Consider the following 13,706-nt stretch of genomic DNA (forward strand, 5'->3'; position numbering starts at 1 on the left):
CAGGTTCGCTTGAGGCTGGAAAATCTTCTACTACAATTTGGCTATAAAATTGACGCCCTTATTTTTGCTGCTTCACTGAGTGAAGCGCGCGCGCAATTGTCATTCTAAGCACTTTGGGGATTTGCAAAGGGGGGGCGGGGGGATGGATGTTAATATTTCGAGTGTAGAAGTCTTTACCCATGTACGCGTCATTATCGGCATTGTACTTGGTCTAAGTATTTCAAGGCTGTTAACGGGTGTTTGTCGTATTATTCAGCATCCACAGCGCCAGAATATATATCTGATTCATTTGGGATGGGTATTATTTACCTTTCTGACAGTCGTACATTTTTGGTGGTATGAATTATATTTGAACCAGACACTAGTGTGGAGGTTTGAGGCCTACCTGTTCCTTATCTTCTTCGCCAGCTTGCATTTTCTAGCTTGTAGTTTGCTATTCCCAGACAACATGGAAGGCTATTCCGGCTTTCAACATTATTTTACGTCACAGCGCGGCTGGTTTTTTTGCATTTTGATATCAGTTTTCTTAATGGATTTTGTCGATACTGCGTTAAAAGGTATGGATCATTTCCTCTCTCTCGGGCTGGAATATCCTTTGCGAAATTTATTCTTGGTTGTAGTTTGTAGTGCCGCTATCTATGCGCGCCAGCAGAAATCGCAATCGGTTCTTCTCGTTCTAGCGATCGTTTGCCAAATGACTTTTATTATGACGCAGTTCGGTACCATTTAGGGGCCTATGAATGGCTAGAAGCTTTCAGCGTCCGCAATAGTAAATGTATGAAAGGCGATTATGCTTTGGCTCTTACTGCTGCATTATAGGCCATACTCGCCCAGCTTGCCATTACGTCAAGGTCGTCGTATGCGGCATCCAGAATAGACCAGTAGGGCATTGCGACAGGCTTTGTTCTGCACTGATAACTCCATCGTAGTTGCCATCGCTAAACTCCCGCCAAATCAACACAATTGTAAATCGCAGATAGAAAACACAGAAGGAAGGTCATGGTCTGATAACTCTTACCTTAAAGTCATAATTTTACCGTCGCAGCTATTGCCGGCACAGCTTTCAATGACAAGGCAGCAATTGTGAGTGTAGGATTGGCCGTCGCTGATGTTGGGAATGTCCCTGAACCCAATAGAAATAAATTCCGATGATTGAAGCTACGAAGATCAGCATCAACGACTGCACTGGCAGCATCCGTCCCCATGCGAACCGTACCTATTACATGGCCGGATCCTTGAATATCCTTAGCATGATTGATGTTTGTTGCGCCTAAAATTTTGAATACTTCAGTATGAGCCTTTTCAGCCTCATTTAGTCCGGCACGCGTATAATCATCATAATTATACTCTATACGTGGCAGTGGCATGCCGTTTGCATCGCGCTTTTCTGGATCGAGTGTAACGCGATTACTGGCTTCAGGCGATTGCTCTACCAGAGAAGCCAAGCGGATATGTCGCGAAGTAACCTGTCTGATTGCAGCGTCAAGCTCGGCACCGCGTAATCCTTGCTTTGCCAATTCTACCGCCGTTGACACCGGCGCACCCGTTGGCCAGTTATGACCATCATTGCCAATCTCTATTCTAAAAGCCGCACGGTCTTTGCGAAATTCACCGTCACGCAGATTTTCAATTCCTGATGTGGAAAGCGGTCCACGATAAGGCCAGACGGGATCCTTAGCCTCTGCCCAACTTAATTTGCTTGGATGATCCATCAAATTGCGACCAACTTGATCGGAGCTATTGGCAACACCATTTGCGGCACCCTCCTGAGCAGAGTTTAACAATAAGCGTGGCGTCTCAATAGCATGAGCAGCTACAACAACCACCTTGCCTTTTGCCGTTCCAGTGCTGCCATCAGCACGCCGAAAATCGACAGAGGCAATTTGCCCGTCTGGCGCGAGGTTCAATCTTGTTGCTGTCGTTTGATCATAGATAACCGCGCCCGCACCTTCTGCCCGATCCAGATGGATAGTCGCATCATATTTCGCCTGCACCGGACAGACAGGGATGCACGAGCCATTGCCGCAACATTCAGGCCGATCGCCGATTGCTACAGAGGTGCGACCTTGAGGCGTGGATCGAACTTGATATTTCGATCCTTCCAGTGCTTTTGTGAATTGTTTATCGAGATATGTCTGCGGTATCAGCGGCATCGGGAAATCACCCGATCTTGGTGAGCCAAGGTCCTCAGTGCTATCACCTGCTACGCCGACTTCCTGTTCAGCCGCCAGATAAAAAGGCTCAAGCGCATGATAGTCGAATGGCCAGTCAACCGCTTGTCCGTAAAGTGAATTCATCTTGAAATCAGCAGGCACATTGCGAAGTGTCGTTCCCAACCAATGCCAGGTGGTTCCGCCCACAACCTTGATATAAGTCGATTTGAAATTCTCAGGCCCCATTTGTTGATAATAATCACCAATCCTGTGAGCTAACGGATGCGGGGCAGTCGGATCATTCGGGTAAGCCGACTCCGGAACCTTAATTTTCGCATTCCAGAATTTTTCAACGGCATCAAAACGATCAATACGCTTTCCACTTTCCAAAAAGGCCACTTTCATACCCTTTTGCGCCAATTTTGCACCAGCAATTGCACCAGCAATACCGCTTCCGATAATCAAAACATCAACAGAAATATTTTCCGACATGTAACAATCCCTAGTGCCCCGATTAACGGAATTAAGCTTCTGACGGTTCAGACCAATAGCCAATTGTGCCACCGCAGTATCCCATTGGTTTGGTGTAATCCATCGCCTGCCAGATCAGCGCATCCGTATATTCTACCACCACCAGATCATCCGGGTTTGGAGATTCACCTGTATACCAAGTGGCAACCAATGAATCAGATAGATCTTGATTGTCATCACCTGCTGCCAGTTGGACGAGATCATCTTCTTTGCCAAGTCTGATATAGACTTCCATAATTGTGGTCGCCATGTCCTTAGAAAGTCCGGTCTGTCCCAGTTGTTTTTCTGAGAGTCTCATGAATGAGTTGACATCAAAAATTGATGTAGCCGCCCAAACTGGCAGGGGAAATAATGCAAGAAGAGGTGCTGCCGAGGACGAGCATAAAAAAGTCCGTCTCGTGAGAGCTGAAGGAGACTTGACTTTGTGGCTGGGCATATTTCTGATCCTCGACGCAAAATGAATATTCAACCTACTTTCACTTGATTTATGTCCCTGAGAATTCAGCAAAGCCATCCCTGAAAACTGGTACCTGTACAATAAATTGTAATAGCCCCGAATTATTCGGTTATTTCTCACCCTTAATTGAGGGTGAGGAGTAATGTTAGGCATATGACATCATTGCCAGGTTGTTTGAGGTAGGGGGGGCGTTTTCCGCGTGAATTTATTGCTTACGCTGTCTAAACCTATCACCGAATTGCATTGAGCACGGCCGATGTGGAAGATCTTCTTGCTGAGCGTGGCGAGTTTGTCAGCCGAGAAACCGTTTGCGTCTGGATTAATCGCTTCGGTCGCCATTTAGCCGACTGTATCCGCAGGAGTCTACCAAAGCCAAAAGACAAGTGGGACCTTGATGAGGCTTTCATTACTATCGGAGGAAAGAAGTTTTGGCTTTGGTGGGCAATTGATGCAGATGGTGATGTTCTTAATATTATAGTTCAAACGCGTCGAAATACTAAGACTGCCAAACGGTTTTTCTCCAGACTGGTGAAGCAATTCGTCAACCACGTGTGATCGTGACGGACAAGCTGCGTAGTTACATTGAGCCGATACAAAACCTTTCAGCAGATGCGGATCACCGGGTTCATAAAGGCTTGAATAATGCTATAGAAGTCTCTCATAGGCCAACGCGAAAACAGAAAACGATATTGGGTCGGTTCAAGTCAGCGCGACAGGCGCAAAGGCTCCTTGTCGCTCACGATCAGATCAACCTGATTTTCAGTCCGCGTCGCCATAAACTCACAGCTCAATACGGTTTGCATCGCACTGGACAGTGACTTGCCGCGCCGCCAAATTGCCTCAGATTTAAGTATTGGGCATACAAAGCTTATGAAATAAATAGCTTCTGTTTTCGATGAAGCGAAGACACTCTTACGTCCACGGATATGACTATGGATGGGGCAACATATCGCGGTCACTCATGTTCATTAACATCTCCTTCTGTCCCGCAATGGGGAGAGAAGGAGACGTTGCACGAGTAAGCTGCATAGCGACATGTTTTAACGTAAATTCATCAGAACTGGATTTTCAAGCTGGCATTCAGACCATTTTGCGTGATGCCGGAACCGAATTGCCCCTGATAGGTAACTCCAAGAACTGCATTTTTTTCAAGTTGGAAATCCAGTCCGGTCGAGATAAGTGCGGTGTTACGACCAATAGCCATGCCATTGATAGTAAAAGCATCAGATCCGGTGAAATTTGCTTTTGATGTTGGTGTCACATCGCCAAAAGCGTGTCGCCATGCAATGTCGGCACGTGCTTTAACCGGGATAACCCCTTGATTAAGGTCGGCAGAGATCCGAAATCCGAGTGATGCCAACGCCGTATCCATTGTGGATTTATACATGTTCAAGGTTGCGCCATTACGGCCGTCTTCGCTGAATTTATCTGCTCTCAAATGCACATACGCAAGATTGGCATAGGGTTCGATAGCGAATTGTTCTGTTGTTTGATGCTTATAGCCGAGCTCTCCAAAAACCTGAAATGTTCCCGCTTTATAATCTGCTGCTAGCTTATCTTCAAAGCCGGCGAAGGCGATACCACGGTTCATCTTAATATTATGCCATGTATAAGCAGCCCCCGAGCGGAATGCGAAAGTGCCTTGATTATGGGCCATTTCAGTACCAGCATAAGAGCCGATGGTATAATCGTCACTTTTGCCGGAAGACATGCGTTCATGAATGCGGAACTTACTGTAGCTGTAACCAGCCAGTAAGCCAAACCGCCAATTATCCCAAACCTGTGCATCAATACCGGTCAGAAAACCGCCAATACTGTTTCTTGTTTTTGCCGTATTGTCGTTGCCGGATTGTGTTGTCCATTCACCAAGGCCATGCATCCAGAAATTCGGCTGATCCAGATAACCGATTGTTGTTTCACCAATGCCTGAAGACTTGGAAAAGCTTCGGGACAATTGATTATATACAGCTGTACGGGTATACGCGCTATTATTGATCAATGAGGATTGTATCGAGGCATATGCCTCACCTGAGAGTTGATCATAGGCCTGCCGGGCTTCTGTTTTATTCAAAAACAACATGTGATCGTATAAAATGCTTCCTTCGCCCTGACTTTCCAAGGCCGTTGCGGTGGCTGTTTGATTATGCGTAACAGCAATATCCGCAAAAGCTACATCTGAGCGGCTGGTTTCTAAAAAGACATTAGTGCTATCATAATCCAAGGCAAAATCGATGAATGGCGTTTGCGTAACCAAGCTGCCGCCCCAATTATCATAGGTACCGATAACACCGTCACGGGCTGTAAGTAACGTGTAGCGTTCAGCAGCAGTGCCACGTCCTGCGCCTTGGCGCACAAGCTCCAGTGAGCTATTGCTGCCCAATATAGCTGCACCATTGATGCTGATGTGATCAGTGCCATTAGCGGCTGACAGACCTGCAATATAGGTTGAGCCGCTTGATTGGAAGAAACTTCCATTAACCGTTAAAGTACCGATTGCATTGTCTGCAAAAATCGCACTGCCCGGAGAGATCTTGCCACCTTTTGACAGTATTACATTGCCAACAGAGCCGCTGCCGGACAATTGGCCTGCCTGCGAGACATGGCTATCCGATGTAATACTTCCCTGTACTTCCAGGCCGCCGCCAACAATGTTGGTTGGTCCCTGATAAGTGTTTTGACCGCTAAGAACGAGAATACCATCGCCACGCTTGGTGAGATCACCTATGCCGGAAATGGAGTTTGACCAGATTGAAGAATAACCTTGTGTATCTACATCAAAAACACCAGCGTAACGAAAGGCCATTGGTCCATCAATGGCCGCGCCGAGATTGAGTAAGCCCTGTCCGAACTTGTCCTGATCTTCAAAACCGGTTTTAGTAGTGGTGGTTAAAATGGTTTCAATAGTCTGGCGGGCATTCATATAGGGAAATGCTGAACGCACAACCGCCGCGGCGCCAGCAACATGTGGCGCTGCCATAGATGTGCCGTGTATGTATCGATAGCCATCATTCTCATCGCCTTGCGGCCAAGTGGAGTAAATCCCTCCCGAAATATTCTCACGTGTCATCGCTCCACCGGGAGCTGTTATACACCACTCCGCCGTATCACCACATTCATTGCTGTAAGGAGCGAGCTTGCCGTCGGAACCAACCGAAACGACCACAATCAATGACCCTTTGAGATCAGAGAAATCCGTATCCTCAAAGACGGGATCATTCGGATCTATAAGACGATAGGTATTTGGGTTATTTAAATCAAAGTCATCAAGATCATCATCATCACCATCACCAAGAAAGCGAATTTTGCCACTATTGATATAATCGCGGGTGATGAGCGGAAGCATGCCATTACCAATGGGCATGCTCGTATAAGCACCTGGTTGTTCTTGTCGAGAATTTCCGGCTGCAAAGACCATGACAACATCTTCGTCTGCTGCATATTTCAGTACTTTATAGGTTTGCTCCAGATCGTCAAGAGTACTAATCATAAGTTGATAGTTTAATATTTGATAATTGGGGTTTGGGATGCCTTGCTCGAGATCCCGATTAGGATAAACATCGGGGCCATAGCTACCATTAATGACTTTTGCCCCGTTTTTTACTGCATATGCTATAGCTTCATCCGTCGGGTTAAAATCTTCATCGTCATTCTCAACTTCAACCGCGCGTAAGGGCATGAGTATGGAGTCATAGGCAACACCTTGCATGCCAAAGCCATTGCGGCCTGCACCAATAATGCCTGCGACATGATCGCCATGGCCGTTTAATGATCCCCTCTTTTTACGTGGGAAAACATCGCTGGCTGGTTGTTCGTCACCAAAGTTGTAATAGAAGGGCGAAACGCGACCGGCATATTCAGGGTGATTAACGTCTAAGCCAGTATCAATTACTGCTACGACCACACCTTTTCCGGTATATCCTTTAAGATAGGCGGGCAGGGCGTTGATCATATCAAGCCCCCAATTGGCGTGATACTCCGCATCAGCTGCTGCTGGGATGGATTTGTTGCTTTGTGCATAGGCAAAGGTTGGTATAAAAGCTGGCGCTACAAGTGCCGTCGTTAACGTCAGATATTTTAAACCGACCTTTATAAGAGACATAATTTCCGCTTCCTCTAAGAAAAAGATATTCCGCGATATTTTTTGCAAATTGCAAAATGAATATTTATTTGAACAATTTAAATCATCGCGCACGGTCAATAGATATCCCTGAAAACTGGTATATTGGTTTTATAATCATTATTTGTAATTGTTTTTTATGTATTTGCCTTCTTAGTAATTGTTGTAAAACTACCAGTTTTCTGGGATATTTTTGCAGGAAATATAGTGTTATAAATAATGCTAGAAGTTCTCACATTCGTTTCGACGTGTCGTAGTCGATAGTTAAGCTGAAAATGTAGTGTATGAGGGAAAAAAGCCTCGAGATTGATCGCGGTGATGGATCTTTCTATGCCTGAAGGTTTAACCATTCGGAAAATTCTGCGCCGTCCGCCAATCCTGCTAATGTCAGAACAGTTAGTTTTACAAAAACAGGCAGTAATTGTGCAGCAATTTGTGAGAAATCAGAGTTAGTGAATGCTTCATTATCGACACTTGGTATGGGTGTTTCGACGAATGGGGCAATTTGGTTCTGGTATTAATAAATATGGCATGAATGCTAATTTCAGCGTGAAATTCTGACGGAGACGGTCATGATAATGCAAAACTTCGTAATTTTTACTGCATTACTAACCCTGACCGTGATTGCCCCCAGTCAAACAAAAGCCGATTTTGACGGTGAGCCGGCGCGCTGGATTCAAAAGCCGGCTCTATCACCAGACGGCAAGCTGATTGCTTTCACCCATCGCGGGCAGATTTTTTTGACAGACCATGATGGTGGTTTGTCAGTCGCAGTTTCACCGGCCAATGCTTATAGTCATAGTGTTGTCTGGGCTCCGGATTCTCAGCGGCTGGCTTTTGCTTCAGATGTGAACGGCAATGATGATGTTTATCTGGCTGATTTTTCGGGTAAATTGCAGCGCATGACCTATTCATCGGCGAGAGAAGTTCCGACGAGCTTTTCTCCGGATGGTAAAAGCTTACTTTATACGGCTCTTCGGCTAGGAGATGCACAACGCAGTGTGCAGGGGGCTGCAAGTTGGAAGCCCCAGCTTTACGCCGTAAATATTGCCAGCGGGCGCGAGTCACTGGTGCTGCCGAATTTTGCGCTTGAAGCCAGCTGGAATCCGAATGCTACCAAGCTGGTTTATAGTTATGACCCGTCAGGTGACCCTATAGAGCGCCAGCACAGAGTTGCAGCAAATGCTCGCCAATTATGGATCTATGAGCGGGCTAGCGACAAATATGAGCGCCTATTTGCCGTTGATGGCATTGATCGGCTTGATCCGCATTGGAGTGCAGATGGTCAATCGCTTTATTATCTGTCTGAAGCCTCCGGCTGGCTAAATGTCTGGAAGCTAAATCTGGAAAATAAGCGCGAAGAGCAGCTTACCCATTTTGAGGGCTCTCCAGTACGCGACTTAACGGTTGCTGATGACAATACAATTGCCTTTTCTTTCAATGGGCAGGTCCATACGCTCGCAGCGGGTGCGGATACAGCAGAGCTGGTTGATATCAATACGCTGGAACAGGGGATGAACCATCTCGTGAATTATCAAGCGTTGAGCAGTCAGAATTTTAAGAGCTCTCCCAATGGGCAGTATTTTGCACTGATAATCAATGCAGATGTTTTTCTTATTGATTTGAAAGGTAATTACCGGCAGCTGACTAAAACAGCAGGTGAGGAACGCGATATTGTTTTCTCACCTGATGGTCGTATGCTAGCCTATGCGGCAATGCGCGATCATAAATGGGGCATTTATGGCATTGATCTTTCTGAAGATCAGACAAATGGCAAGCTTGGCCTGACCTACGATGAAGTTCCGCTTGTTGTATCTGCCAATAGTGATGCTCTCGATCCTAAATTCTCGCCTGATGGGAGTAAATTGGCTTTTTGGTCGGATCGTCGCGAGATCAAAGTCTTAGATCTGACCAGCAGAGAGATTGCCACGCTGTATCAGCCGACAGATTATAATTCGGATTACTTTGACAGAAATGGTGAGTTCAGCTGGTCTCCGACCTCAAAAGATTTACTTGTTCCATGGCGTAGTATTGACGGATCAGGATTGAATCGTGTTGCAATCGTTCCTGCTGATGGTAGTGCCCCGATGCGCCCGCTGGCACTGGCTGTCCCTAATTTTTATGATGGCTTGTGGAGTGCGGATGGCACACAAATTATTGGCTTAACGACGCTTTATACTGCACGCAGCGCTGATAATCGCCATCAGAATTCGCGCTTCGATCTTTATCGCGCCTTTTTGTCTGGGCAGTCACGGCAGGATTTTCTGGCAAGTGCCAAGGACGAAACCGATCCGAATGATGGGGAGCAGCTGCTCAACCACTATACGCCGGATCGGCAGCGCAGCTTTTTGCTTGAAGAGCGCTTGACCAGCAATTTGCCAAAAATGGAATTGCTGGCCACTGCACCGGATGGTAAAAATTTACTGGGCTTTTCCGCAATGGATGAGGGGCTGTCGGTGAATTTGATCAGCCTTGAGAATGGTGATTTACAGGAAGTGACAACAATTCCGGTGGCTAATCCGGAAGAGATACAATTCATCCACTACAACCCTGCTATACAAACAATTGATATTAAAACCCCCACCCACATCATCCGAAGCTCGATAGAAGATCCGACGCAGAGGGTAGAAATACCGCTTAAAATCTTGTTCAGCCGAAATGAAAATGCTGCGTTGAGCGCCGCCTTTGAACAGGCTTGGGCTGATATTAATGACCGTTATTATGATGCGGCACATGAAAACCGTGACTGGCAGCAGATCGGTGCCAAATACCGAGCTTATCTGCCCTCTATTGCCGGACCACGTGATCTTGAACGTCTGCTGGCCGCCATGTTTGGCGAACTGTCAGCTTCGCATCTCTTTACGGATATGACCGCACCTGATCCTGCCCTTGTTGGGATGGGAACACAGAATGATGCTTTGGGAATTTATCTGGATAATGATTACAACGGTGCAGGGCGCAAAATCGCCGCCATCCTGCCCGGCGGACCGTTAGATCGGCAAAAACTAAATATTGGAGCGGGTGATATCATTACCTCAATAAACGGACAGCTAGTTCCGGAGGCTGGCGGTATTGACCGTTTGCTTGATATTAATGCGGGACGGCAGGTCGTTATTGGTGTAGCGGGTAACAGTGATAATGGCGAACGTCTTATTGAGGTTACCCCCATCCATTGGCGTGACGAATTGATTTTGGCCAGTAAAAATCTGAGCGATAATCGCCGTGCTATGGTCAGTAAGCTTTCTCGCCAGTGTATTGTCTATCAGTCTCTGGATGCGATGGATAATGACAATTACCTGTCGTTGCTCGGTGCCTTGCTGTCACAACGAGGTCTTGCGAAAGCTGCCCTGATAGATGTTCGATCCAATACTGGTGGTAACCTGACCCGTGAATTGATCACGCTGCTCAGTGGTACACCAGCCTTCAGCTACGGGGTGGATGGCCGTCCTCGTGAAGACGGCCCTGACAATGTCTGGCTCTGGCCAAGTGCAGTATTGGTTGACAGTTTCAGTTATTCTGATGGGTCAATTTTTCCGCAAGCCTATCAGGATCGTAAACTTGGCAAAGTGATTGGCGATGTGCTCCTCAATACGGGTACCGCAGTAACTACCGTCAACAGCAAAATCGTACCCGGACTGCAATATAGATTTCCGGTTTTGCCTTATCGTCATGCTGACGGGCGCAAATATGAAAATGGTATCATTACACCGGATATCGTCGTGGAATTCGATCCAAACCGCTACAGTATGAGGTCAGATCCTCAATTGGAGGCGGCAGTGGCATCATTGATGCAAGACATCGGTGCTGACAGCGATTGCCGGGATAACTAGCTATCACTTGAAAACACTTTTTATAGTAAAACTACCAGTTTTCAGGGATGGTTTTACAATAAAAATGACGACATAGATTTAAATAAGACGCGCTGTGTAAGACAATGTCATGCTCGGAATGTAGCATTTGAGGGGGAAATAATGACATCCAGACTGATCGCCAAACTGACCATGTCAACTTGTCTGGCCACAGGTGCTCTCTATGGGACAATGCTTAATCCTGCCGCTGCGATAACCACGCATGTGGTCAATGATCCGCAAGGTAAGCCATTCATTGAATTGCGGTTTTTCGATGTGGGAGACGGTGATTTTGCTGCTAATAATCAGTCGACTTGGAACATCACTGATATATATAAAAATCAGATTATTAACGCGACAGGCTATTGGTCGGAAATTATAAAACTTGTACCAGGTGAAAATCCTGCAATTATTAATGTGGGTACTAATACAGCCGATTGGGGCGCGGCGGCTTCAAGTCCGAATGCGACTATGCAAAATGGTTCCCCCACAACTGTGCAAGCAGCATTGACCAATCAGTATTATACGAACCTGACGAATGGGGCGCATGGTTATATCGTGGTTGCGAATAAAGTTGGGACAGAGGACTGGTCACAAGCACCATATACGCCCTCCCATATTGCACTGACAGCTGAAACATCACTCGGCACAGTGCTTATTCATGAAATCGGCCATGCTCTTGGTGTAGCTTCGAATGCTTTTAGCTTTTTCGATGATGATAACGGTGTTCAAATCGCAGGATTTGGTGGTGGATTTGATGCTTGGAGCACGCATTTGCGTGACGATAATGATAATGCAGCAAGACCAAATCAATGGATAAACTGCAATGGCTGTTGGGTTCCTCCCGCAGCAATTACTGATGCCTTTGATGTCCGTAAAGATCAGGCCTATTTTACCGGCGCCCATGTGAGCGAGGTACTGAACGGGGCGATGAAGGGGCTGCCTATGCGTGTTGCCACGGATTACGGTCCCTATGATTCACCTTTATTCAGTCATATCGAACTTAAAAACAGTTTGATGAGCCATCAGCTATATCGCAATTATAGCACGCTGATGGAAGCAGAGCTCGCAGCCATACAAGATATTGGTTACACAATCGATCGACGCAATTTCTATGGGCATTCTGTTTATGGTGACGGGCTGACCATCATTAATAATAATCCGTATTTTGGACGGAATGCTGATGGCACTGCCTATATCGACAATACATATAATACTGCCACTTTAGGCTTAGGGTTACACGTCTATGGTAGTTACAACACCATTACCCAGAATGCAGATTTACTGTCTGTCGGGTCTGGCGGCGGCGGAATTCGTATTGATGGAGCTGCCAATAATCTGATTGTTGCCCCTGATGTGAGGGTTCATGCCAATGGTGCGAATGGCCGTGGCATCATGTTTGCTTATGGTAAAGATCACACATTAACCCATCGTGGTGATGTGCAAGCAATGGGTGAAAATGGTATCGCGGTCAGCTTTGACTTTGGTCATAACTCGCGTGGTGACGGAACGGGCTATCGTGGCTCTTATATTCTGGAGCTTGATGACAGAGTGGAGGATCAGCGCGCTACTATTACTGAGGAACTGAATGGTGCATTGGTTTCCTCCTTTGATCTGACCGGCCGTGTTGCAGGTAAAAAAGCTGCCATTTTCATGTCTGAAAATGCCTTGGTGGGACAGATCAATGTCATGCAGGGGGCGAGCATTTTCGGGGATATTATCTCTGATTATTATCAAACAAATGAAGATGGCCATCTGCGTTTGACGGAGCTGAGTTTCGGCTTGAAGGCTGATGCACAAGGGAATTCGACTGGCACAGCTGATACGGATTTCAGACTGGCTTACGGTGGCAATATCAAGGGCAAGAATATTTCGCTGCATCTTGATGGCGGCACAACACTGTTGACCGGCAACCATCAAGTCTTTGATGTCGGTGTGGCGCAAACGGCAATGCTTTCCGGTCAAGGGATTTACCAGATAGATGCAGCTCAGCAGTTCCGCAATAGCGGGATATTAAATCCTTCTGTTGCTGGAGCAACAATCACGATTGACGGAAATTATGCTCAGTCAGCTACCGGCACCTTGCAACTCGCATTCAATGATCAGTCTGACATCAGCAGCCTAATTGTAAACGGTAGTGCTGGTCTTAATGGCACGATCAGCTTTGCACCTGATCGGGGTTATTATCGTGATGGTTTCACCGTCACTTCAAACGAGTGGTTACAAGTGGACGCAATGAGTGGTAACTTCACAAATGTTAGCACCACATTGACCTCACCGACACTTAACGCGAGTGCGACAGATAATGGTAATCTGTCTTATACGGTATCATTGAGCCGTGCCGCTGATGCCTACTCGCAATATGCGGGAGATAGTGAAGACCGTGAAGTTGGCGCTGCATTGGATAGTCTCGCCAATAATGCTGCGGCAGAGTTTAAACCATTGCTCGCAGCACTGGATTTCTCCGCTACTGACGGCTCAACCATTCGCTCAAGCCTGCCGCAACTAAGTGGTGAGGCCTATGCATCCGCAAGTGGCGTTTTGCTCAATGCCAGTGGCATCACCCGGTCATCGATCAATAATCGCCTGTCTCAGGCATT

At 46.7% G+C, this 13,706-nt stretch carries 5 protein-coding genes and 2 pseudogenes; 4 read left to right on the forward strand and 3 right to left on the reverse strand.

From position 1 onward, the window contains the following. The first annotated feature begins 142 nt into the window (after positions 1–142). Positions 143–730, forward strand: coding sequence for a hypothetical protein (locus DFR47_RS21220; RefSeq protein WP_113946508.1), 588 nt, complete (start codon positions 143–145; stop codon positions 728–730). Between the two features lie 295 nt (positions 731–1,025). On the opposite strand, the gene DFR47_RS21225 is transcribed toward DFR47_RS21220, so the two are convergent. Together DFR47_RS21225 and DFR47_RS21230 are read right to left on the reverse strand one after the other, a co-directional pair. After that, positions 1,026–2,645: a GMC family oxidoreductase gene (locus DFR47_RS21225; protein WP_113946509.1), complete on the reverse strand. Its 1,620-nt coding sequence runs from the start codon at positions 2,643–2,645 to the stop codon at positions 1,026–1,028. 31 nt (positions 2,646–2,676) lie between these two features. Beyond that, on the reverse strand, positions 2,677–3,120 hold the full coding sequence (locus DFR47_RS21230; RefSeq protein ID WP_210207363.1) for a sugar dehydrogenase complex small subunit: 444 nt from the start codon (positions 3,118–3,120) through the stop codon (positions 2,677–2,679). A gap of 228 nt (positions 3,121–3,348) precedes the next feature. On the opposite strand from DFR47_RS21230, the pseudogene DFR47_RS21235 reads away from it, so the two are divergent. Then, positions 3,349–3,959, forward strand: a pseudogene (locus DFR47_RS21235) (IS6 family transposase). A 236-nt stretch (positions 3,960–4,195) separates the two neighbouring features. Here DFR47_RS21235 and DFR47_RS21240 read toward each other — a convergent pair. Further along, positions 4,196–7,333, reverse strand: coding sequence for an autotransporter domain-containing protein (locus DFR47_RS21240; RefSeq protein WP_245416677.1), 3,138 nt, complete (start codon positions 7,331–7,333; stop codon positions 4,196–4,198). 503 nt (positions 7,334–7,836) lie between these two features. Between DFR47_RS21240 and DFR47_RS21245 the strand changes: the two genes are divergently transcribed. Both DFR47_RS21245 and DFR47_RS21250 read left to right on the forward strand, forming a co-directional pair. Beyond that, on the forward strand, positions 7,837–11,088 hold the full coding sequence (locus DFR47_RS21245; RefSeq protein ID WP_170137599.1) for a S41 family peptidase: 3,252 nt from the start codon (positions 7,837–7,839) through the stop codon (positions 11,086–11,088). 141 nt (positions 11,089–11,229) lie between these two features. After that, a pseudogene (locus DFR47_RS21250) lies at positions 11,230–13,706 on the forward strand (hypothetical protein); the annotation flags it as partial.

It is taken from the genome of Pseudochrobactrum asaccharolyticum (assembly GCF_003314995.1).
Classification (GTDB): domain Bacteria; phylum Pseudomonadota; class Alphaproteobacteria; order Rhizobiales; family Rhizobiaceae; genus Pseudochrobactrum; species Pseudochrobactrum asaccharolyticum.

Excerpts from the sequence above, each read along its gene's own strand:
- DFR47_RS21220 (WP_113946508.1), top strand. The coding sequence starts at position 143 with ATGGATGTTAATATTTCGAGTGTAGAAGTCTTTACCCATGTACGCGTC.
- DFR47_RS21225 (WP_113946509.1), bottom strand. The coding sequence starts at position 2,645 with ATGTCGGAAAATATTTCTGTTGATGTTTTGATTATCGGAAGCGGTATT.
- DFR47_RS21230 (WP_210207363.1), bottom strand. The coding sequence starts at position 3,120 with ATGCCCAGCCACAAAGTCAAGTCTCCTTCAGCTCTCACGAGACGGACT.
- DFR47_RS21245 (WP_170137599.1), top strand. The coding sequence starts at position 7,837 with ATGCAAAACTTCGTAATTTTTACTGCATTACTAACCCTGACCGTGATT.